Annotated in this window: 20 protein-coding genes and 1 tRNA gene; 6 read left to right on the forward strand and 15 right to left on the reverse strand. The window is 65.8% G+C overall.

The window, feature by feature from the left end:
* Nucleotides 1–31: 31 nt before the first annotated feature.
* Entirely contained in the window at nt 32–757 is a 726-nt protein-coding gene (locus tag C8J42_RS02115) for an endonuclease/exonuclease/phosphatase family protein (RefSeq protein WP_133018735.1), read from the reverse strand.
* A gap of 151 nt (nt 758–908) precedes the next feature.
* Between C8J42_RS02115 and C8J42_RS02120 the strand changes: the two genes are divergently transcribed.
* The gene (locus C8J42_RS02120; RefSeq protein ID WP_133018736.1) at nt 909–2,363 is read left to right on the forward strand and encodes a L,D-transpeptidase family protein; all 1,455 of its coding nucleotides are present in this window, start codon (nt 909–911) and stop codon (nt 2,361–2,363) included.
* A 260-nt stretch (nt 2,364–2,623) separates the two neighbouring features.
* Here C8J42_RS02120 and C8J42_RS02125 read toward each other — a convergent pair whose 3' ends face one another.
* The 5 genes from C8J42_RS02125 to C8J42_RS02145 all read right to left on the reverse strand — a co-directional run bounded on the left by C8J42_RS02125 (nt 2,624) and on the right by C8J42_RS02145 (nt 6,991).
* The gene (locus tag C8J42_RS02125; RefSeq protein ID WP_133018737.1) at nt 2,624–3,049 is read right to left on the reverse strand and encodes a DUF4112 domain-containing protein; all 426 of its coding nucleotides are present in this window, start codon (nt 3,047–3,049) and stop codon (nt 2,624–2,626) included.
* 5 nt (nt 3,050–3,054) lie between these two features.
* Nucleotides 3,055–4,539: an ABC transporter substrate-binding protein gene (locus tag C8J42_RS02130; protein WP_133018738.1), complete on the reverse strand. Its 1,485-nt coding sequence runs from the start codon at nt 4,537–4,539 to the stop codon at nt 3,055–3,057.
* Between the two features lie 171 nt (nt 4,540–4,710).
* Nucleotides 4,711–5,082, reverse strand: a complete 372-nt coding sequence (locus C8J42_RS02135; protein ID WP_133018739.1) for a hypothetical protein — start codon at nt 5,080–5,082, stop codon at nt 4,711–4,713.
* A 13-nt stretch (nt 5,083–5,095) separates the two neighbouring features.
* A complete protein-coding gene (locus C8J42_RS02140) occupies nt 5,096–5,386 on the reverse strand; it encodes an I78 family peptidase inhibitor (protein WP_133018740.1) in 291 nt (96 codons plus the stop codon).
* A gap of 168 nt (nt 5,387–5,554) precedes the next feature.
* A complete protein-coding gene (locus C8J42_RS02145; protein WP_133019191.1) occupies nt 5,555–6,991 on the reverse strand; it encodes an NAD-dependent succinate-semialdehyde dehydrogenase in 1,437 nt (478 codons plus the stop codon).
* 349 nt (nt 6,992–7,340) lie between these two features.
* Here C8J42_RS02145 and C8J42_RS02150 point away from each other — a divergent pair, with 349 nt between their 5' ends.
* The gene (locus tag C8J42_RS02150) at nt 7,341–9,440 is read left to right on the forward strand and encodes a phospholipase C, phosphocholine-specific (protein WP_133018741.1); all 2,100 of its coding nucleotides are present in this window, start codon (nt 7,341–7,343) and stop codon (nt 9,438–9,440) included.
* 48 nt (nt 9,441–9,488) lie between these two features.
* Here the strand turns inward: C8J42_RS02150 and C8J42_RS02155 are convergent, their stop codons facing one another.
* The 4 genes from C8J42_RS02155 to C8J42_RS02170 all read right to left on the reverse strand — a co-directional run bounded on the left by C8J42_RS02155 (nt 9,489) and on the right by C8J42_RS02170 (nt 12,113).
* Nucleotides 9,489–9,740 carry a hypothetical protein gene (locus tag C8J42_RS02155; RefSeq protein ID WP_133018742.1) on the reverse strand — a complete coding sequence of 84 codons (252 nt, stop codon included), beginning with the start codon at nt 9,738–9,740 and terminating at the stop codon, nt 9,489–9,491.
* 74 nt (nt 9,741–9,814) lie between these two features.
* Nucleotides 9,815–10,318, reverse strand: a complete 504-nt coding sequence (locus C8J42_RS02160) for a ferritin-like domain-containing protein (RefSeq protein ID WP_060525249.1) — start codon at nt 10,316–10,318, stop codon at nt 9,815–9,817.
* Nucleotides 10,319–10,401: 83 nt separating this feature from the next.
* A complete protein-coding gene (locus C8J42_RS20300) occupies nt 10,402–10,860 on the reverse strand; it encodes a hypothetical protein (RefSeq protein ID WP_207897047.1) in 459 nt (152 codons plus the stop codon).
* 80 nt (nt 10,861–10,940) lie between these two features.
* Nucleotides 10,941–12,113 (reverse strand): zinc-dependent alcohol dehydrogenase, encoded by a 1,173-nt coding sequence (locus C8J42_RS02170; RefSeq protein ID WP_056060429.1) that lies wholly within the window; start codon nt 12,111–12,113, stop codon nt 10,941–10,943.
* 531 nt (nt 12,114–12,644) lie between these two features.
* Between C8J42_RS02170 and C8J42_RS02175 the strand changes: the two genes are divergently transcribed.
* From C8J42_RS02175 to C8J42_RS02185, 3 genes are read left to right on the forward strand one after another with little or no spacing between them, the layout of a single operon-like run.
* On the forward strand, nt 12,645–13,310 hold the full coding sequence (locus tag C8J42_RS02175) for an HAD family hydrolase (RefSeq protein ID WP_165895403.1): 666 nt from the start codon (nt 12,645–12,647) through the stop codon (nt 13,308–13,310).
* Nucleotides 13,311–13,315: 5 nt separating this feature from the next.
* A complete protein-coding gene (locus C8J42_RS02180) occupies nt 13,316–14,329 on the forward strand; it encodes an SDR family oxidoreductase (RefSeq protein WP_207897048.1) in 1,014 nt (337 codons plus the stop codon).
* The gene (locus C8J42_RS02185; protein ID WP_133018744.1) at nt 14,326–15,378 is read left to right on the forward strand and encodes a patatin-like phospholipase family protein; all 1,053 of its coding nucleotides are present in this window, start codon (nt 14,326–14,328) and stop codon (nt 15,376–15,378) included. The genes C8J42_RS02180 and C8J42_RS02185 overlap by 4 nt, the downstream gene beginning before the upstream one ends.
* A gap of 33 nt (nt 15,379–15,411) precedes the next feature.
* Here the strand turns inward: C8J42_RS02185 and C8J42_RS02190 are convergent.
* The 3 genes from C8J42_RS02190 to rpsA form a co-directional block, all read right to left on the reverse strand.
* Nucleotides 15,412–15,495 (reverse strand) — tRNA-Leu (locus C8J42_RS02190).
* Between the two features lie 100 nt (nt 15,496–15,595).
* On the reverse strand, nt 15,596–15,874 hold the full coding sequence (locus C8J42_RS02195) for an integration host factor subunit beta (RefSeq protein WP_056060417.1): 279 nt from the start codon (nt 15,872–15,874) through the stop codon (nt 15,596–15,598).
* Nucleotides 15,875–16,049: 175 nt separating this feature from the next.
* Entirely contained in the window at nt 16,050–17,768 is a 1,719-nt protein-coding gene (gene rpsA / locus C8J42_RS02200) for a 30S ribosomal protein S1 (protein WP_056060414.1), read from the reverse strand.
* A 276-nt stretch (nt 17,769–18,044) separates the two neighbouring features.
* Here rpsA and C8J42_RS02205 point away from each other — a divergent pair, with 276 nt between their 5' ends.
* A complete protein-coding gene (locus tag C8J42_RS02205; RefSeq protein WP_133018745.1) occupies nt 18,045–18,302 on the forward strand; it encodes a SemiSWEET family transporter in 258 nt (85 codons plus the stop codon).
* A 313-nt stretch (nt 18,303–18,615) separates the two neighbouring features.
* Here the strand turns inward: C8J42_RS02205 and cmk are convergent, their stop codons facing one another.
* Both cmk and aroA read right to left on the reverse strand, forming a co-directional pair.
* Nucleotides 18,616–19,254, reverse strand: coding sequence for a (d)CMP kinase (cmk, locus tag C8J42_RS02210; RefSeq protein ID WP_056051420.1), 639 nt, complete (start codon nt 19,252–19,254; stop codon nt 18,616–18,618).
* A 1-nt stretch (nt 19,255) separates the two neighbouring features.
* Nucleotides 19,256–20,590 (reverse strand): 3-phosphoshikimate 1-carboxyvinyltransferase, encoded by a 1,335-nt coding sequence (aroA, locus tag C8J42_RS02215; protein WP_133018746.1) that lies wholly within the window; start codon nt 20,588–20,590, stop codon nt 19,256–19,258.
* Nucleotides 20,591–20,657: the final 67 nt, after the last annotated feature.

Raw genomic sequence — 20,657 nt, forward strand, 5'->3', positions numbered from 1 at the left:
CATCCTCATGCCGACGGTATCGCTCGGGGTTTTATCCGGTGGCCCCGGTTCGGTTCGTCGGTGTCCTTGGCTCCAGAATAGCCCAGATCGGCAAGTGATCCGAGGCTTTCCGTGCCGCCGGGCTGGCATGGACGCCACACTCGACCACGTTCAAGTCCGACGACACCATGATCCGGTCGAGCCGAGCGACCGCGCGCCGCGAATGGAAGCTCGCCCCGGTCTCCGCAAATGCATAATCGCGGCCGAAATCGCGCAGGCAGCCGGCGCCAGCGCTCCATTCGTTGAGATCGCCCATCATCACCGTCGGATGCGCCTGCGCGCAGGTATCGACATGGTTCATGATCGCGGCGGCCTGCTTGCGCCGCCACAGGCCGGACAAATCGAGATGCATGCCGAGCACGCGCAACATGCCGCCCGCGAACTGGACGTCGGCCATCACCGCCCCGCGCGGCTCGAGCGAGGGGAGGTGGAGCGGCTCGCTGTCGACCACCCGCGCCGACTTGCGCACCAGGATGACATTGCCGTGCCAGCCCATGCTGAGCGCGCGCAAGCCGAAGTCGACCGGCTTCCAGTCGCTATGCTCCTCCAACAGGTGATGCGGCAGCACGCAGGCCTTCGCCCCGAAGCGTCGGTCTGCCTCCTGGAGCGCGATCACGTCCGCATTGATCTCGCGCAGCACCTCGACCACGCGTTCGGGGTTGCGCCGACGGTCGAGCCCGATGCCCTTGTGGATATTGTAGCTGGCGACCTTGATCATGCGTGGGCCCTATAACGCGACGGGCGCGATCCGGGTTGCAGAATGAAAACGCGCGCAGTCGATTGCCTGGAAGAATTGCGTTGCCGGTGCGCAGTCGTGGAGCGGAGACCCGCGTCCGAGCGTTGTGCGTCCAGATTGTGGGGGAATGCTGATGCGTCTTGGTTTGATCGGTGCATCGCTGATGGCGATGACGTGTGCGCTCTCGGCGTGCGAGGTGAAGACGACGACCGCCTCGAATACGCAGCAGCCCGCGGCGGCGGCGGCTCCGGCGGCTGAGTCGACCGGGTGGACCACCACCACCGCCGGGCAGTTGCGCAAGGCGATCGCGGCGCGCGGCGCCCACGGTCTCGACCGGATGAGCTTCGATGCGAGCGCGCAGCCCGGTGCCGGCGACGACGCGTTGACCAAGGCTGCGTTGGCATATGGCAAGGCGCTGTCGCAGGGCGCGACCGATCCGACCAAGTTGTTCGACGTCTATACCGTGCCGCGCCCGCAGGTCGATCTCGGCCGTGGCCTTGCCGCGGCGCTTCAGGCCGGCGACGTCGGCAAGTGGCTCGCCGGGCTGGCGCCGCAGGACGAGAATTACGCGCGCCTATCGAAGGCCTATCTCGCGACGCCGAAATGGGAGCAGACTCCGGCGTCCGCGATTCCAGACACCGGCAAGCCGATCAAGCCGGGCGAAGCCGATCCGCGCGTCCCTGCGATCGCGCACCAGTTGGTCGTGTTCGATTATCTCGACAAGGCGGCGGCGCAGGGCGATCGCCTGACCCCCGCGATGATTCTCGCGATCAAGAAGATGCAGGCGGATTACGGCATCAAGCCGGACGGCATGATCGGCAGCGCAGCGCTCGGCATTCTCAACCTATCCGACGCGGACCGCGCACGCGCGATCGCGGTCAACATGGAGCGGCTACGCTGGCTCGATCGCAATGCGCCGACCACGCGGATCGACGTCAATCTCGCCGCGGCCCGGCTGAGCTATTGGCGAGACGGCAAGCTGGTCGACAGCCGCAAGGTCGTGGTCGGCGAGCCCGACAAGGAAACGCCACAGCTCGGATCCCCGATCTTCCGCCTTGTCGCCAATCCGACCTGGACGGTGCCGCGCTCGGTCGAGAAGAAGGAGATGGCGGGTAAGGGCGCCGGATATCTGCGCGCCAATAACCTGGCGTGGAAGAATGGCTGGCTGGTTCAGCAATCGGGGCCGAAGAACTCGCTGGGCCTCGTCAAGTTCGACATGTCCAACGATCACGCGATCTATCTGCACGACACACCCGCGAAACAGCTGTTCGCCGAGATCCAGCGCCAGCGCAGTCATGGCTGCGTCCGCGTCGAGGATGCGCTTGGGTTCGCCGAGCTGCTCGCAAAGGACGAGGGCGTGACCGATCAGTGGCACGCCGCCCGCGCGACCGGCAAGGAGACGTTCGTCAAGTTGCCGAAGGAAATACCGGTGCGGCTGTTGTACCAGACCGTGCTGTTCGACGACGCCGGCGAGCCCGTCATCCGCGCCGATCCCTATGGCTGGAACGACCGCGTCGCGGTCGCGCTGGGGCTTGGAACTAGTGCGAGCTACAAGCCGGCGGCACGGGACGCGGATGTCGGGCCGTAACGGGCTGATCTAGGCCTATCGACATTCAGTTTGGTGGGGGCGCAGCATTGCCAAAATTGCCCTGTCACCCCGGACTGGTTCCGGGGTTCACCGTTCCGCAAGCCAAATTCTATCGATTTTGCGGCGCCGTGGATGCCAGAACCAGTCCGGCATGACGGAGAAAAGAGTGGATTTGGCGGGCCAAACTCACTGCCGATCGGTCCAGCCAATATTCTGTTCGGCTATCCCCGCGCAGGCGGGAATGACGGTTGGATGGTGACTTACCCCTGAAGCGTCGTCGTCGACGGATAATGCTTGTCGAGATGGCGCTTGATGATCCGCAAATTGCGCGTGTTCGAGCGGAAGAAAAAGTCGGGGATCGCGCCGACGAACGGGATCATCCCGAATGCCCAGTCCAGCCCGACATTGCCGAACATCCGCGCCATCTGGATCTTCGACATGCCGATGTTGCGCGCTTCCCATGCCATCCACGCGCCGACCGCCGCTGCTATCGTGCTGCCGGCGAACGGGATGAGGTCCAGTACGACGTCCATACCGACCTTGCGGTTGGTGCCGGGGATGACGAACAACCCCTCCATCACGCGCTCCATCGCCTCGACGCGGCGGCGCACCGACAGCGCGTCCTTGCCGAGCGGCAGCGTCTGGAAGATTTCGCCGGGGGCGATGCGGGTGGTGCGCGGGTTCATGAACCCTAGTTGGTATCGGCGCGCAACCGGTTCAACGGGTGCCACGCGCGGGTGTTCGCCTGCCACTGGCTGAGGCGAGTAGAGACCAGCGACCAGCGCAAGGGCCGCGCCAGCGGGATGAACGCCACGTCCTCGTTCATCGCAGCATCGGCGGCGGCGATCCTGGCGCCGCGTTCGGCCAGCGTCGGCGCCTCGCGTGCCGCCTCCAGCGCCGTCCGCGCCGCATCCCCGCATGCGACGCAGGCCGCCGCCAGATACCAGCGCGCGCTGTCATAGGGCGCGACCGCATCGACCAGCTTCAGCTCGGCGGCGTCGTCGATCCCGACTCGCCGGGGGACGATACCGATCGCCATCAGCGACGCCGCGACCTGCGCATACAGCAACGTCGCCCCCGGCCCGGTGGGCAGCGCGATCCGCAATTCGATCGGTCCCGGACTCTGCTGCTTCCAGCTCGCGACCCGCTGGCGCGCGGCGGCGCGACGTTCGTCCTGCGTCAACAGCGTCCATGCCGGCACCTGCGGCAGCGAGGCGGAGTCGAGGATATCGGGCAGGATGCGATCCGCCGGGTCCCAGTTCGGCGCGACCGCCCCGGTCACGGCCGACCGATCGATCGCCTGCGACACGGCGGCGCGGTTGACGGCATCGGCCAGGAACCCGTCGCGCCGGACGATCGCCAGGCCGAACAGTCCGACCGCCGGATCGACGCGGATGTTCGCCGGCGCGATACTGGTCACCGCCAGTAACGGCCAGTCGACGAAGCTGCCGCCGCTCACCAGATCGGAGTCGCGATTGGCGAACCGCGCGATCGCCCGCGCCGCACGCTCGCCGATCAGCCGGACATCCTCCTGTGGCTTCGCCTCGCGCTGGTCGTCGGGATCGGCCTGGCCGGGATCGAACGCCGGGCGCAGCAACGATGCACGACCGCGATGTGCCACGCGGAACGGTCCCGTCCCACCCGTCGGACGCAGCCGCAGCAACGCGAGTTCGGGTTGCGCGAACAGCTTCAGCAGGTCGGGTCTTGGCCGTGAGAGCCGCACCTCGATCACCTGCGGCGTCATCACGACGATCTCGTCGATCGCGGTGAGGAACGGCGCGAGCGGATTGCGTGCGCCCACCGCCGCCCGTGCGGTATCGGGGCCGCCGATCTGTCGCCTTAGCATCGCCACCACCTGTTCGGCGGTGACGGGCGTACCGTCGCCCCAGTCGCCCTCGCGCAGGCGGAAGATGTAGCTCATCCCGCCGTCGATCACGATCCAGCGCTCGGCGATTCCGGGCTCGATCTGCCCCGCGGCATCGAACCGCACCAGCCCCTGCGCGGTCGAGTCCATCAGCAGGCGGGCAGGGGTATCGAGCGCGACGCGGCTCGCATCGGCGACATGCGGGACCCCGCCGATCGCACTGACGACCACCGCGCCGGTATCTGGCCGCCGATCGCACGCGGCCAGCACCGCGCACCCGGCGAATAGCGCGACGCTCGCCGCAAGCCGCATGCGTCGTCTGCGTTCAGCGCCCGGTCGCAAACCGGGTCGACCGCCTGAATTCGATCGCAGCACAAGAATCTGGTGGATCGTCGACGTCAGCATCGTCGACGGTGTAGGCCCGGACGTCCCGCGGGGCAACGCAGAGGGCACCGCGTACCACCCGATAAACGCCTCGCAACGTTACCGGCCGCCTCGAAATTCGAAGGTGAAGCGATAGGCGCTGTCCTTTGCGGGACGAGCATCCACTCGCCGCACCGGGCTGGCCGTAACCAAGGTCAGCGCGCCGTCCGCGACGTTGACGGGCATGCCGAGCGTCAGATCGATCTGCCTGGACCAGCCGCCGCCCATGACGGTCGCGCGCACCACGAGCCGCCCCGCCCAGACGCACTGCACATCGACGGGGCAGCGACTATCTTCGATGACCCGGTCCGCGCGCACTTTCGGTCCGTTGACGAACGCGGTCTGGCCAAGCGCTATCGGACCTTCGACCGGGAGATGCGCCGTACAACCCGTGATGAACGTCCCGGCCAATGCGCAGATAGCCGCCCGCATCAAGACTGCGCGCTCAACCACAGGACGCGGAGACCACCCGGCCGTCCGCGACGATGACGGTCACGCGCTCCTGCCGGTAATCGCGCGTCATCGGATCGCCGGGTGCGAGCCGACGGACCATGGCGCTCCCCGTCCGTCGAAGAATATCCGTGTCGTCAGGCGCGGTCTGCCCGGCGAGCGCCGCGGCGGCATCGGGGCGGCATAGTCCCGTCCTCGCCCGGTCGTTCGTGCCGGTCGAGGCGCAGGCTCCGAGGCACGCAAGCCCAAGCATCGACACCAGCATGCTTCCCTTGATCGTCGTCATCGTCACCTCCCCGTCACCGTAAGCCGCGCCCTGACTAGCGCGCCGAACATGAACGGTAGACGGTGCCGACAACGGATAGCCTTGATCGTACGGACGGGCAGCGTGCCCCGATATCCAGTGCGACGGCGTGCAAGGCCGACCGTCTGCGGAAGGCCTTGCACTGCCCGGTCAGCTGATATGCACGGCCTTCGTGACGAGATGCGCGGCAATGCCCTCGGGGCCGTCCTCGGAACCATGCCCGCTCTCCTTCACGCCGCCGAACGGGCTGTCGGGATAACTGAGCCGGACATTGTTGATCGCGATCATCCCCGCCTCGATCGCGTCGCCGAGCATGTTCTGGCGACGGCCATTCTCGGTGAAGCAATACGCCGCCAGCCCGAACGGCAGGCGGTTGGCTTCGGTCACCGCGTCCTCGTCCGTCGCGAACCGGCTCAGCAGGGCGACCGGGCCGAACGGCTCCTCGTTCATCGCGCGCGCCGACAGCGGCACGTCGGCCAGCACGGTCGGCTGGAAAAAGAACCCGCCCTGGCCGCCATAGTCGCCACCCGCGAGCAGCTTGGCGCCGTGCCCCGTCGCGTCGCCGACCAGCTCGGCGATCGCATCGGGACGGCGGGCGTTGGCCATCGGGCCCATCTGGCTCGCCGCATCCATGCCGTCGCCGATCTTCAGCGCGCGCGTCCGCTCGGCAAAACCGGCGGCAAACCGGTCATAGATGCCGTCCTGCACGTGGAAGCGCGTCGGCGCGACGCAGACCTGGCCGGCGTTGCGAAACTTGTGCGCGACCAGCGTATCGAGCGTCTTCTCCAGGTCGCAATCGTCGAACACCAGCACCGGGCCGTGCCCGCCCAGTTCCATCGTTGTCCGCATCATCGTATCGGCGGCCAGCTTCATCAGCGCCTTGCCGACCGGCACCGACCCCGTGAAGCTCAGTTTTCGCGTGATCGGCGAGGCGAGCAGATGGCGCGACACCATGTCCGGCACGCCGAACACGCACTGCGCGACGTCACCGGGCAACCCCGCGTCCTGGAAGCAGCGCATGACCTCGACCGCGCTACCCGCAGTTTCCTCGGATGGCTTGATGATGATCGAGCAGCCGGCCGCAACCGCCGGCGCGATCTTCCGCACGACGTTCATGATCGGGAAGTTCCACGCGCAGAACGCCGCCACCGGGCCGACCGGCTGGTGCAGGACCAGGCTGCGCGTACCCGATGGGCGGGGCAGGACGCGGCCATAGACGCGCAGGCCCTCGGCGGCGTGGAAATCGAGCAACGCGGCGGCAAACGCGACCTCGCCCTTCGCCTCGGCCTGGATCTTGCCCTGCTCGAGCGTTGCGATACGCGCGATGTGATCGCCGCGCTCGCGCAGCAGTTGCGCGGTCCGGACCAGGATCGCGGCGCGCTTTTCCGGCGGGGTCGCACGCCATGCGATAAAGCCGCGCTGCGTCGCCTCCAGCGCACGATCGAGGTCCGCAGCGTTGGCGAGCGGCAACGCCGCCTGTCCGGCACCGGTCGCCGGGTTCAGCACGTCGCGCGTGTCGCGACCGTCGCCGCTCAGCCATTCGCCGGCGATGTAGAGCCCGAGCTTGGTGTCATAGGCGGTGGTCATAATCGTCTCCGTTGTTGGCGTCGCGTTCGGCTGAACCGTCATGTCGTCGTCGATCGTCGCCGCGGTAAGACCCAAGGCGTAATCGAGGGATCGTACGTGGCAATCGCCGGATCGATCGAGCGAAATGCCGGGATCGCCCGGCACGGCGACCGCAGCATATGGCAGCGGGTCCACAGGCTCAACCGGAGCGATGCGATCGTCGCGCCTATCATCGGTGCGGAGGCCCGGCCCCGCGCGACGCCTCGTGTCACGTACATGACACGCATCGGGAATACGGAGCAGGCGCACAGTATCTTGTGCGATCCCACGCGTTTGCGGATCGTGCGCGTTCATCATTCGGATCGTAGCCATGACAGAAGTTTCTCGTCGCACACTGCTCGCCGCCGGCCTGTCCGGTGCGACGCTGTCCGCGTTTCCCGCGGCGATTGCGCGCGCGGCGGCGATCGCACCCGACGTGAAGACGGGCTCGATCATGGATGTCGAGCACGTCGTCATCCTGATGCAGGAAAATCGCGGCTTCGATCATTATTTCGGGTCGCTGCGCGGCGTCCGCGGGTTTGCGGACCGGTTGCCGATCCCCGTCCCGTCCGAGGCCGACGCGACGAAACCGGCGCCGGTCTGGTACCAGAGCGATCGAACCGCCCCCGGCGGCGCGCGGACGGTCCTGCCGTTCCACCTCGCGACGCGCAGGAATTTCGACCTGATGCGGATGGAGGGCACGCCGCATAGCTGGCCCGATGCGCAGCGCGGATGGGACGAGGGGCGGATGGCGCACTGGCCCGAAGCCAAGAGCCAGCGCGCGATGGGGCATTATCGTCGCGAGGACATCCCGTTCCAGTTCGCGCTCGCAGAGGCGTTCACGGTATGCGACGCCTATCATTGCTCGGTCCAGACCGGCACGAACACCAACCGCCTGTTCCTGTGGAGCGGCACCAACGATCCCGGCGGCACGCTGGGCGGTCCGGCGATCGGCAATTCGCACGACAGTTTTCCCGCGGACGGCGGCGCTGCCGATCCGTATCGCTGGACGACGGTGGTCGAGCGGTTGCAGGCGAAGCGTGTCGACTGGCGCATCTACCAGGACATGGCCGACAATTTCACCGACAACCCGCTGGTCGGCTTCGCCGCGTTCCGGGACGCGCACCGGGGTGATGGGGATCCTGCCTTACGAGAGCGCGCGCTGACGACCCGCGGGCTCGACGTCTTGCGCGCGGACGTGCTCGGCGGGCGGCTGCCACAAGTGTCGTACGTCATCGCCACCGCGAAAGGCTCCGAGCATCCCGGCCCTTCGAGCCCCGCGCAAGGCGCCGCCTATACCGCCGACGTACTCGACGCGCTGACCGCGGACCCCAAGGTCTGGGCGCGAACCGTGCTGCTCGTGATGTTCGACGAGAATGACGGCTTCTTCGATCACGTCCCGCCGCCGGCGCCACCCTCGCACGCCGCCGACGGCACGCTGCTCGGCGGATCGACGGTCGATCTCGATGGCAGCTATCACCGCCACCCAAGCAAAAGCGATGCGGCGCTCGATCTGCCCGCCTATCGCGGCCGGGCGTATGGGCTGGGCCCGCGCGTGCCGATGTACGTCGTCTCGCCGTGGAGCCGGGGCGGGTGGGTCAACTCGCAGGTATTCGATCACACTTCGGTAATCCGCTTCCTCGAACGCCGGTTCGACTTCCACGAGCCCAACATCGCGCCGTGGCGCCGCGCGGTCTGCGGCGACCTGACGTCCGCGTTCGACTTCACCGCGGCCGACCCTGCGCCGTTCGCCGCGATGCCCGATCCACGGCCCGATGCCGTCCGGGCCGCGGCGATCCCCAAGCAGATAAGCCCCCAGGCACCAGCCGGGTCGCTGCACCCATGGCAGGAACCCGGCATCCGCCGCGCTCGTCCGCTGCCCTATGCCTTGGCCGTCAGCGAGAGGATCGCCGATCGCGCGCTCCATCTACGCTTCGGAACGGAAGGGACACAGGCGGCGGTGTTCCACGTCTACGACCGCACCGCCCTGGCCCAAGCGCCGCGCCGCTTCACCGTCGAGCCCGGACACGCGTTGGACGGGCGGTGGCCGTTCGACGACGCGAGCCTTTACGATCTGTGGGTGCTCGGCCCGAACGGCTTCCACCGCCATTTCGCCGGCAGCGGAAACGATCCGGCACACCTGTACCGGATGCAGTGGATCACTACCGCGGACGATCTTGTTCTGCGACTGCTTGGCAGCCAGCGCAATCATGGTCTGGTGGCGAGCGTTGCGGCGATCGGCATGCCGCCCAAGGTGATACCATTGGCCGAAACACGCTATCGCTGGCCTCTCCGCGACAATTTCGGCTGGTACGACGTCACGGTATCCACCGCGACGGCTCCCCGATTTCGGCGTCGCGTGTCCGGCCGCGTCGATGCGCCAGGCCGGATCACGTGTAGCGATCCATTTTCGCCTGGCGCCAACGCGTAGACCTGGTCGGTCCACCGAGGCCGATACGACCGCACAACCGCAAACGCGTCATCCGGCGGGAGACTTCCGATCGGCGTCTTCCTCGCGCAGGAACTGAAGAAGCTCCTCAATCTCGTCCGATCCATAGCGCAGTGCCATGTCGTCCACCTCGATCTCGACCATAGCGCGATCCTCCGGCGACCAGCCGGCCAGGATGTCGGCACAGTCGGCCAAAGACCCGCGCGCAACGCTCCTCCGCTCCCCACCCGATGTGTCGGTGCGGTAGATCGTGGCTGGCTCACTCAGCGGATAGGTCGTCATGGATCTCGTCTCTTCCGTCCGGCACTGTATGGGATGCGGATGCCCGCCGACTGCATGCCGGCGGGCATTCGACGTCATTCGTCTTCTGCGTCGATATTGACGGTCGTCTCGGCAAGCTTCGTCATATATTCGTCGCCGCCATAGATGTCCTTGGTGGCCGCACTCAGCTTCTTGTGATCGTCCTTGAGACCCAGCGCCTTGGCGTACGCCGTCGCCGTGCCGAACCCGGCGATCCCGTAATGCGTCATCCGTTGGTACTGCGCGATGATCATCACATCGAGCAGCGGACCCTTCTCTGGCCCTTCCTCGAGGACATGCTTGGTGGCTTCGGCGACGAGGCCTTCCATGCCCTTGCAATGCTCCTTCGAGACTTTCTCGTCGTTCGACGCGATCAGGTCCTTGAGCAGGTCGGTATGCGTCTCGATATCCGCCTGCGACTTGGTCAGCATATCCTTCAGCGATGCGTCGCTCGCCTTCGACGTGATCTTCTTCAGGACCTTCTTCATCTGGTCGTTCGCGGACCAGAGGTCCTTCAGCTCGTCGGTGTAGATTTCCTGGAGATCTTCGGGTGCGGACATGGGATCATCCTTATGGGCTCACCGGCGGAATGCGCGGCGACTGGTTTTGAAACTTGGGAAATGCGGATCGAAGCGCGGCGACCTCAACCGGCGCCGGGCTGCTTCTGCTCGTCCTCATAGTCGGCATCGGTACCGATCTTGCCGTTGGCCTCGGCCTCGGCGATGCCCGATGTCTCGACCACTTCGATCGTCCTACCTTCGGCAGCGATCGCATGGGGTTCGCGGTCGGCATCCGGGTCGGCGGCGATCGTCGTACGGTCACCGCCGTCCGAGCCTGCGACACCGTTTCCGGCAGTGCCGCCGTCTTCGCCGGCCTGGCCGCTGCCGTGATAGGCGATGTCGGTCTGGCCGCCATGCGCCATGAAACCGGTGTTGGTCTCGGTCTTGCCGGCATGCGGGTTGGGATAGGACCCGCCGCCACTTTCGCCGCCCTCGCTGCGGCCGTGAACATCATCGTTGCCGCGGTGCGAGTCCGACACGCCGTCCGGTGCGCCCTTGCTGGCGGGATTGCCGGAAACGGGGGCATGAACCTTGTCACTCATCGGTACGTCCTTCTGAATGTAGCGGGTCAAAACAAATCGACCCGATCCGCTCGTCAGGAGCGGACCGGGCCGGGGAGGGGTTACGGCCGCAGCACGACCTTGATGACGCCGTCCTGCTTGTCGCGGAACTTCTGGTACATTTCAGGCGCATCCTCGAGGCTGGCCGGGTGCGTCACGACGAAGCTCGGATCGATGTCGCCCGCCTCGATCCGAGCGAGCAGCGGCTTGGTATAGGCCTGGACGTGGGTCTGGCCGGTCTTGATTGTCAGCCCCTTGTTCATCATCGCGCCGATCGGGATCTTGTCGCCCATCCCGACATAGACGCCGGGGATCGACACCGTGCCGCCCATCCGGCAGCTCATGATCGCCTCGCGCAGCACATGGACGCGGTCGGTGGCGAGGAACGTCGCCGCCTTTACCTTGTCGATCACCGCATCCATCGCGCCATGACCCGAAGCCTCGGCACCGACCGCGTCGATGCAGCTGTCGGGACCGCGGCCCTTGGTGCGGAACTGCAGCTCGTCATAGACGCTGTCGACCTCGGCGAAGTTGATCGTCTCCGCGCCGCCGGCCTCGGCCATCGCCAGACGCTCGGGCACCTCGTCGATTGCGATCACGCGGCCCGCGCCCAGCATCAGCGCCGATCGGATCGCGAACTGGCCGACCGGACCGCAACCCCAGATCGCCACGGTATCGCCCGGCTCGATCTGCGCATTCTCCGCGGCCATGTAGCCGGTCGGGAAGATGTCGGAGAGGAACAGCGCCTGCTCGTCGGTAACGCTGTCGGGAACCTTGATCGGACCGATATCGGCCATCGGCACGCGCAGATACTCGGCTTGGCCACCGCAATAACCACCCAGCATGTGGCTGAACCCGAACAGGCCGGCGGGCGAATGGCCCATCGCCTTGATCGCCATCTCCGCATTCGGATTGGTCCGCTCGCAAGCCGAGAACAGTCCCTTGCGGCAGAAGAAGCAATCGCCGCAGCTGATCGTGAACGGCACGACGACGCGGTCGCCGATCTTCAGGTTGGTGACTTCGGAACCGAGCGCGACGACGACGCCCATGTTCTCATGACCGAGGATGTCGCCCGCCTGCATCGTCGGCTGGTATCCGTCGAGCAGATGAAGATCGGACCCGCAGATCGCGCAGGCCGACACCTTGATGATCGCATCGCGCGGATGCTTGATCTCGGGATCTGCAACAGTATCGACCCGAACATCGCCTTTTCCATGCCAAACAAGTGCGCGCATCAGAAGATCTCCGTCATAGAATTGCAGACTAGTGCTCACGCACGACACAACATCGCATCAGATATGACTCGGCGATGGCGCAAACGCCGCCTGACCATCATCAACACTATGCACTGTCGCCACGAAGTCCCGGCCGCGACGTTTCCGCGTCGTCGCCGTCAGCGTGAACGTATCCCGGGGAGTATAGCGATCAAAGTAGCGTCATCGTTCCTGCGTCACGCCAATATCCGCAGTTAAAATTTCATGTTGATTGTGATCAATATCGATGAACTTAAACTAAATCGAGATACCACAATGAAAGTCCATAGATCGTAAGGACTTGTCGAGCTTGATCGCTCTGCGACATTGATGCTGCGGCTTCCTCTGCGCAACGGCGATTGCCCTACCAAGTTTGCAGACGCCGGGGCCAATTCGGAGTGTGGACCGTTAGGACGCTATCGCAGTCTGCCGACGCCGTTCGCCCGCCACGCCTTGCACGGCGCTGCGGCGTTCCGACGGGCGGGTGCACGATTTCAGATCCGGGATAGCCTCATGCAGATCAAAGCCATTCTCTTCGATATCGACGGTACGCTGGTCGACACCAACGACATGCACGTCCTCGCCTGGGAGGAGGCGTTCGCGACCGTCGGCGCATCGTTCGACCGCCAGGTGATCCACGACCAGATCGGCAAGGGGACTGACATGCTCGTGCCGACGCTGCTGCCGGACGCGGACGAAGATCAGCAGGAAAAGCTCGGCGACACGCACGGCGCGATCTTCAAGGCGAAATACCTGGAGACCGCCAAGCCGTTCGCGCAGGCGCACGACCTGTTGGCCCACGCGCATGGTCTCGGGCAGCAGGTCGTACTGGCATCGTCCGCCTCCGAGGCAGAACTCGACCATTACATAGACCTGCTCGACGCACGCGACCTGATCGCCGCGACGACGAGCAGCGACGACGTCGAGAAGACCAAGCCCGCGCCCGACATCTTCGCGACCGCGCTCAAGAAACTGCCGGGGATCGACCCCACCGAGGTGATCGTCGTCGGCGACACGCCCTACGACATCGAGGCCGCCGCCAAATGTGGAATCGCCGCGGTCGCCGTCCGATCGGGCAAGTTCGAGGACAGGCAACTCCAGTCGGCAGGCGCGATCGCGATCTACGACGACGTCGCGGCCTTGCTTGCCGACTACGCAACCTCGCCGCTGGGACGCTGATCGACATGGCCATCACCCTGAAACCCCTCCGCGATCAGGTCATCGTCGTCACCGGCGCAACCAGCGGCAACGGTCTCGCCATAGTCGAGGAAGCCGCGCGCCGCGGTGCGGCCGTCGTCGCGACCGCGCGGAACGAAGTGGCGCTCGAGGCACTCCGCGATCGCCTGTCGGCCGACGGCGGACGCATCGCGATCTGCGCCGCGGACGTCAGCGACATGGCCGCGGTCGAGCGTGTCGCCGCCGTCGCGGTCGAGGCGTTCGGCGGGTTCGACAGCTGGGTCAACAACGCCGGCACCGGCACCTACGGCACGCTCGAGCAGGTCCCGGTCGCCGATCATCGCCGCGTGTTCGACGTCAATTATTTCGGCGTGCTGCACGGCTCGCTCGTCGCCGCGCGACATCTGCGCGGGCGTGGTGGGGCCATCATCAACGTCGGGTCGATCCTCAGCGACCGCGCGATCGTCGAGCAGGGGCCGTATTGCGCGACCAAGCATGCTGTGCAGGCGCTGACCGACACGCTGCGGATGGAGTTGGAGCAGGAGGGGGCCAACATTTCCGTCACCCTCATCAAGCCGGGCGCGATCGACACGCCGTTTCCCGAGCATGCGCGCAACTTCATGGACCAGCCGCCCCGCCTGCCGCCGCCGCTCTACGCACCGTCGGTCGTCGCCGACGCGGTGCTGTTCGCCTGCGGAACACCGCGGCGCACGCTGTATGCCGGGGGCGGGGGGCTGCTGTCCTCGCTCCTTTCGCGCGCCGCGCCGCGGTTGAGCGACAAGATCATGGAACTGGTCGGCACCGTCGCGCAGCAGAAGCCGGAAGATCCCGGCGACCCGGCGCGCCGCGACAACCTTTATGAGCCGCGCGTCGATGCGCTGCGCGGCAGCCAGGACGTCCACGCGCGGAAATCGAGCACCGTGTTGCAGGCGCAGAAACTCCATCCCGCCATCTTGGTGCTCGGTGTCGTCGGAGCCGGGATCGCGGTTGCCCTCAGCCGGCCGAAGGATACCAGCCGGTGACACCGGACGCCGAACGGGCAGGGGCCTTGCGCGACTTCGACGTCGTGCTCGTCCTCAGCGGCGGCAACGCGCTCGGCGCATTTGAGGCCGGCGTCTACGAAGCGCTGCACACGCACGGCCTCCAACCCGACTGGGTCATCGGCGCATCGATCGGCGCGATCAACGGGGCGTTGATTGCCGGTTCCGCTCCCGATCGCCGCATCGAGACGTTGCGAACGTTCTGGCGACCCGCACCGTCCGGCGCCCCGGCGCTTCCGTGGCTAGGTGGCCTCGAAACCATCCGCCGCACGAATGCAGTCGGCTGGTCCGCAACGCTGGGTCGTCCCGGCATCTTCGGCCCCATGCTATCCGCCCTGACGCCATGGACCGACAACCAGCCGTCGATCTTCGAAACCAACCAGCTCGCCACGACGCTGGAAACGCTGGTCGACTTCGATCGCCTCAACACAGGCGCATGCCGCTACACCGCGACTGCGGTCGATCTCGAAACCGGCGACGATGTCGTATTCGACAGCGCCGCGATGCAGATCGGACCCGATCACATACGCGCCAGCGCGGCGCTGCCGGTTGCCTTCCCGCCGGTCGAGATCGACGGCCGCTGGCTGGTCGACGGCGGCCTGTCCGCAAATCTGCCGCTCGACCCGATCCTCAGCGAACCGCCACCGCGACCGACACTCTGCATCGCGGTCGACCTCTTGCCGCTCCACGGTCCACGTCCGACGACACTGGGCGAGGCGACGAGCCGCATGCAGGACCTGATCTTCGCCGCGCAATCCCGCCGCGCGATCGAACGGTGGCAAGCCGCGCACGCCGGCCGCCAGGACTTCGTGCTGTCGCTGGTCCGCCTCGCCTATACCGAGCAGGCCGATGAAGTCGCCGGCAAGGCGCTGGATTTCTCAGGCCCCACGATCGAACAGCGCTGGTCGGCAGGCCGTCGCGCCGCGATGCTGGCCGTCGAGGGCGTAAAGGCCGGAACGCTGGCGATCGGCGTTCCTGGCTTCAACATCGCCACGCTGGACTGCCGGCGACCCAGCGGCGTCGACCGTTGAGTGGTCAGGCAGGTCCGGTGAGATAGACAGGATTGGTGCGGACGGCGGGACTCGAACCCGCACTCCTAGGGAGGGAGATTTTAAGTCTCCTGCGTCTACCGGTTTCGCCACGTCCGCACACGCGCCCAACAAGACGAGGTCGCGCGCAGCGTCAACCCACCTTGCCAGGCCGGCAGCATATTCTTCGACTGTCTACGGTCCCGCGCAGTGGTACCGCTCACACGTTCAGGCGTGAGCGCATTTCCTTGCCCGGCTTGAAATACGGCACGCGCTTGGCCTCGACCTCGACGACTTCGCCGGTACGCGGGTTGCGGCCGGTCCGCGCATCGCGCGCACGCGTGGAGAATGCACCGAAACCGCGCAGTTCGACTCGACCGTCGGCGGCCAGTCGCTTGGATATCTCGTCGAAGAAGGTGCTGACGATCAGCTCCACTTCGTTAGGCTGTAGGTCCGGATGCGCCTCGGCGATCTTAAGGACCAGTTCAGATCGGATCATTCGAGCCCCCGCCCATCTAAAAAAACGCGTACAGATTGATACAGGTCAACCTGCGAGGCATTAGCACTTATTACCGAACAGTCAAAAACCAAAGTGGATATGACAATAAAAAGCCCGACATGTTCGAGACATGCCGGGCGTTTTCATCGATAAGCCGTTAGGCTTTTCTTAACACTTACTTCTTCTCGGCGTCCGTACGAGCCTTGAGAGCCTCGCCCAGGATGTTGCCGAGGGTCGCGCCCGAGTCCGACGAACCGTACTGAGCGACAGCCTGCTTCTCTTCCGAGATCTGCATGGCCTTGATCGAGAAGGTCGGCTTCTTCGAACGATCGAAGCCGGTGACCATCGCGTCGAACTTCTGGCCGACCTGGAAACGCTCCGGACGCTGCTCGTCGCGATCGCGACCCAGATCCGTGCGCTTGATGAAGCCGGTCGCGCCATCGTCGCCCTGCTGCACTTCGAGGCCCGCGTCGCGGACTTCGAGAACGGTCACGGTGACGATCGCGTTCTTGTTCAGCTTGTCGCCTGCTGCTGCGATGCCGCCGGCCGATGGCCCGCCGCGCTCGAGCTGCTTCATGCCGAGCGAGATACGCTCCTTCTCGGCGTCGATGTCGAGCACGACGGCCTCGACGGTCTCACCCTTGCGATGCAGGTTGAGCGCGTCCTCACCCGAAACACCCCATGCGATGTCGGACATGTGGACCATGCCGTCGACGTCGTTGTCGAGGCCGATGAACAGACCGAACTCGGTCGCGTTCTTGACTTCGCCTTCGACGGTCGAACCGATCGGATGAGCGGCAGCGAAGGCCTCCCAAGGATTGGCCTGAGCCTGCTTGAGGCCGAGCGAGATGCGACGCTTCTCGGAATCGACTTCGAGGACCATGACGTCGACTTCCTGCGAGGTCGACACGATCTTGCCCGGATGGACGTTCTTCTTGGTCCAGGACATTTCCGACACGTGGACGAGGCCTTCGATGCCCGCTTCCAGCTCGACGAACGCACCATATTCGGTGATGTTCGTGACGCGACCGGTGAGCTTCGCGCCGACCGGATACTTGACCATCGCGCCATCCCAGGGATCGCTCTCCAGCTGCTTCATGCCGAGGCTGATGCGCTGGGTGTCCTTGTTGATGCGGATGATCTGCACCTTGACGGTGTCGCCGATGTTCAGGACTTCGCTCGGGTGACCGACGCGCTTGTAGCTGAGATCGGTGACGTGCAGCAGGCCATCGATGCCGCCGAGATCAACGAACGCACCGTAATCGGTGATGTTCTTGACGACGCCGTCGATGATCTGACCCTCGGCCAGGCTGAGGATCAGGCCCGAACGCTGCTCTGCGCGCGTCTCTTCGAGAACGGCGCGACGCGACACGACGATGTTGCCGCGCTTGCGGTCCATCTTCAGGATCTGGAACGGCTGGGGGATGTCCATCAGCGGGGTGACATCGCGCACGGGGCGGATATCGACCTGCGAGCCGGGCAGGAACGCGACGGCGCCGTTCAGGTCGACGGTGAAGCCACCCTTCACGCGGCCGAAGATGACGCCTTCGACGCGGGTCGTCTTGGAGAATTCGGTTTCCAGCTTGTCCCATGCGGCTTCGCGACGGGCGCGATCGCGGCTGAGCATTGCTTCGCCGTGGACGTTCTCGACGCGGTCGACATAGACTTCGACTTCGTCGCCGACCTTGAGGTCAGCCTTCTGGCCCGGCGCTGCGAATTCGCGAAGCGGCACGCGGCCTTCCGACTTCAGACCGACGTCGATGACGGCCATGTCGTTCTCGATGCCGGTCACGGTGCCATGCACCACGCGGCCCTCGAAGCTGTCGGCGTCGCCGAGCGTTTCGTTCAGCATCGCCGCGAAATCGTCGCGGGTCGGCATTACCTGGGTTGCCATAGAATTCAGTAATCCTAGTCTGTTTCCGGCCAAGCGGTTGGGTCCGCTGGTCTTGGCCTTCGTTGCCGCGACGACCGAACGTCGAACGCGGCATCCGGACGGCACGAGGCGCGGAGGACGTAGACGCTGAATGCGAAAACGGCGCGTGAGACTCGAGGGTCTCCGCGCCTTCCTCCACGAGCATCGCTCGCCGGACGGTTCCGTATAGCCGAAACCCCGTCTCGGAGCAAGTTCGCCGCTGCTTCGTTAGGGGCCGCTCACAACAGGAGCGAAGATTTGAACGAACGCGGCATTCTCGTGCTGGGCTGGGTCGCCACCGTGACGGCGATCGTGATGTACCTGTCGTACATCGACCAGATCATGCTGAACCTTTCGGGTCAGAAGGGATCGGTGGTCCAGCCGTTCGCGACGATGGTGAATTGCGCGCTGTGGGTGGGATATGGGTTTTTGAAGGACAAGCGGGATTGGCCGATCGTCGTGGCTAATTTCCCGGGGGTGGTGTTTGGGGCGGTGGCGTTGGTTACTGCGCTTTAGGTCCACTGATCCCCCTTGGAGGAGAGTGCCGCCAATCCCCCCTCCCTGGAAGGGAGGGGCAGGGGGTGGGTCGGCTTCCGCATAGACGATTTGGGGTGGCGCAAGCTGGCCGACCCACCCCCAACCCCTCCCTTCCAGGGAGGGGAGCGAGAAGAAGATGCGCTTCCGTTACCCAACAGAGCAACCACCCCGGCGAAGGCCGGGGCCCAATTGGGGGACGGTACTAACTGAGGACGGTGCTTCGTTACCGCGGACGTTCCAATTGGACCTCGGCCTTCGCCGGGGTGGTCGCCGCTGCCAAGAGGGGAGTGGCCTAAACCGAAGCCGCCTTCTTCGCCCGCTGCGCCTCCACCAGCGCAACAGCCCGCTGCACCGAAGCCTCGATCGACAAAAAGCTCGTATCCAGCAAAGCAGCATCCGCCGCCATCACCAGCGGCGCAGTAGAACGCCCGCTATCCCGAGCATCCCGAGCCCGAATATCCGCCAGCACCCGATCCTTGCTCGCAGTCCCGCCCCGAGCCTGCAACTCAGCATGCCGCCGCTGCGCCCGGATATTCGGCGTAGCCTTCACGAACAGCTTCGCATCCGCATCCGGCGCGATCACCGTCCCGATATCGCGCCCGTCGAGGATCGCGCCACCCTCCTGCGCCGCGAACCGCTTCTGCCGGTGCAGCAGTGCCGCGCGCACCAGCGGATGCGCCGACACCACCGACGCCAGCGCGCCGATATCGTCATCACGCAACGCCGGATCGCTCAGCAGCGCATCGCTGAAATCGCACGCGGCAACCGCGTCGGCCTCGGTCTCCGGATCGAGCCCCATCCGCGCCACGCTCAGCGCCACGGCCCGGTACAGCAGCCCGGTATCGAGATATGGCAGCTTGTAATGCTTGGCCAAGGCACGCGCGATGGTGCCCTTGCCCGATGCCGCCGGACCGTCGACTGCGATGATCATCTTAATTCCCCCGGCCGGTAAGCGCATCGAGCGACCGGAAGAACACGGGATAGCTCGTCGCCACCGGCGATACATCATCGATCGTGACGGGCTCGCGGCTCCCAAGTCCAGCCACGACCATGCTCATTGCGATGCGGTGGTCGAGTTTCGAGGCGATCCGAGCGCCACCGCGAATCGCCGCGCCGCCCGACCCGGTGATCGCCATGCCGTCCTCATACTCCTCGCAAGCCACGCCGCATGCTTCGAGCGCGATCCGCATCGTCGTGATCCGGTCCGATTCCTTGACGCGCAACTCGTGTGCGCCGCGAGCCACGGTCGTGCCGGTCGCGAAAGCCGCGGCGACGAACAGCACGGGATATTCATCGATCATGCTCGGCGCGAGATCGGCCGGCACCTCGATCGCGGTCAGCGGGGCATGCCGGACGCGCAGGTCGGCGACCGGCTCGCCACCGACGATGCGCGGGTCGAGCTCGGTAATATCCGCGCCCATCATCCGCAAAGCCGTGACGATCCCGATCCGCGTCGGGTTCAGCCCGACATTGCGCACGACGATATCCGACCCCGGCACGATCGACGCCGCGACGAGCCAGAACGCCGACGACGAAGGATCGCCCGGCACGACGATATCCTGCGGCTTCAGGTCCGCTTCGCCCGTGATCGATATGATGCGACCCTGGTTCGTCTCCTCGACGGTCAGCTTCGCGCCGAACCCGGTGAGCATCCGCTCGCTATGATCGCGCGTCGCGACCGGCTCGATGACCCGCGTGATCCCCGGCGTGTTGAGCCCCGCGAGCAGGATCGCCGACTTCACCTGCGCCGACGCGACCGGCAGCGTGTATTCGATCGGCACCGCCGGGCACATGCCGCGCACCATGAGCGGCAAGCGGCCACCGGGCGAGGACGTGATGTCCGCCCCCATCTGCGACAGCGGCTCGATCACGCGCCCCATCGGTCGCCCCGACAGCGACGCGTCGCCGGTAAAGGTGCAGGTGATCGGATGGCTCGAGACCAGCCCCATAAGCAACCGCGTTGACGTGCCCGAATTGCCCATCTCCAGCGCGGTCTCGGGCTGGAGCAATCCGCCCACGCCGACGCCGTCTACGGTCCAGATGCCGTCCTCCCCACGCTCGATCGTCGCGCCCATCGCGCGCATCGCCGCCGCCGTGGCGAGCACGTCCTCGCCCTCCAGCAGACCCTCGATCCGGCTGGTGCCAACCGCAAGGCTTGCGAACATCAAGGCGCGGTGGCTGATCGACTTGTCGCCGGGGACCGCGATCGAACCGGTCAAAGGACCGCGCGCGACGACGTCCATCGAAGTGGGGAAGGGGTGTGCCATGGGGCCGGGCTTTTGACAGTGGCCTTGCGCTATGGCAAGGCGCGCCCACTTTGCGAGGGTATCCCCC

The sequence above is a fragment of the Sphingomonas sp. PP-CE-1A-559 genome (assembly GCF_004340965.1).
In the GTDB taxonomy this organism is placed as follows: Bacteria; Pseudomonadota; Alphaproteobacteria; order Sphingomonadales; family Sphingomonadaceae; genus Sphingomonas.

Excerpts from the sequence above, each read along its gene's own strand:
- C8J42_RS02115 (WP_133018735.1), bottom strand. The coding sequence starts at position 757 with ATGATCAAGGTCGCCAGCTACAATATCCACAAGGGCATCGGGCTCGAC.
- C8J42_RS02120 (WP_133018736.1), top strand. The coding sequence starts at position 909 with ATGCGTCTTGGTTTGATCGGTGCATCGCTGATGGCGATGACGTGTGCG.
- C8J42_RS02125 (WP_133018737.1), bottom strand. The coding sequence starts at position 3,049 with ATGAACCCGCGCACCACCCGCATCGCCCCCGGCGAAATCTTCCAGACG.
- C8J42_RS02130 (WP_133018738.1), bottom strand. The coding sequence starts at position 4,539 with ATGCGGCTTGCGGCGAGCGTCGCGCTATTCGCCGGGTGCGCGGTGCTG.
- C8J42_RS02135 (WP_133018739.1), bottom strand. The coding sequence starts at position 5,082 with ATGCGGGCGGCTATCTGCGCATTGGCCGGGACGTTCATCACGGGTTGT.
- C8J42_RS02140 (WP_133018740.1), bottom strand. The coding sequence starts at position 5,386 with ATGACGACGATCAAGGGAAGCATGCTGGTGTCGATGCTTGGGCTTGCG.
- C8J42_RS02145 (WP_133019191.1), bottom strand. The coding sequence starts at position 6,991 with ATGACCACCGCCTATGACACCAAGCTCGGGCTCTACATCGCCGGCGAA.
- C8J42_RS02150 (WP_133018741.1), top strand. The coding sequence starts at position 7,341 with ATGACAGAAGTTTCTCGTCGCACACTGCTCGCCGCCGGCCTGTCCGGT.
- C8J42_RS02155 (WP_133018742.1), bottom strand. The coding sequence starts at position 9,740 with ATGACGACCTATCCGCTGAGTGAGCCAGCCACGATCTACCGCACCGAC.
- C8J42_RS02160 (WP_060525249.1), bottom strand. The coding sequence starts at position 10,318 with ATGTCCGCACCCGAAGATCTCCAGGAAATCTACACCGACGAGCTGAAG.
- C8J42_RS20300 (WP_207897047.1), bottom strand. The coding sequence starts at position 10,860 with ATGAGTGACAAGGTTCATGCCCCCGTTTCCGGCAATCCCGCCAGCAAG.
- C8J42_RS02170 (WP_056060429.1), bottom strand. The coding sequence starts at position 12,113 with ATGCGCGCACTTGTTTGGCATGGAAAAGGCGATGTTCGGGTCGATACT.
- C8J42_RS02175 (WP_165895403.1), top strand. The coding sequence starts at position 12,645 with ATGCAGATCAAAGCCATTCTCTTCGATATCGACGGTACGCTGGTCGAC.
- C8J42_RS02180 (WP_207897048.1), top strand. The coding sequence starts at position 13,316 with ATGGCCATCACCCTGAAACCCCTCCGCGATCAGGTCATCGTCGTCACC.
- C8J42_RS02195 (WP_056060417.1), bottom strand. The coding sequence starts at position 15,874 with ATGATCCGATCTGAACTGGTCCTTAAGATCGCCGAGGCGCATCCGGAC.
- rpsA (WP_056060414.1), bottom strand. The coding sequence starts at position 17,768 with ATGGCAACCCAGGTAATGCCGACCCGCGACGATTTCGCGGCGATGCTG.
- cmk (WP_056051420.1), bottom strand. The coding sequence starts at position 19,254 with ATGATCATCGCAGTCGACGGTCCGGCGGCATCGGGCAAGGGCACCATC.
- aroA (WP_133018746.1), bottom strand. The coding sequence starts at position 20,590 with ATGGCACACCCCTTCCCCACTTCGATGGACGTCGTCGCGCGCGGTCCT.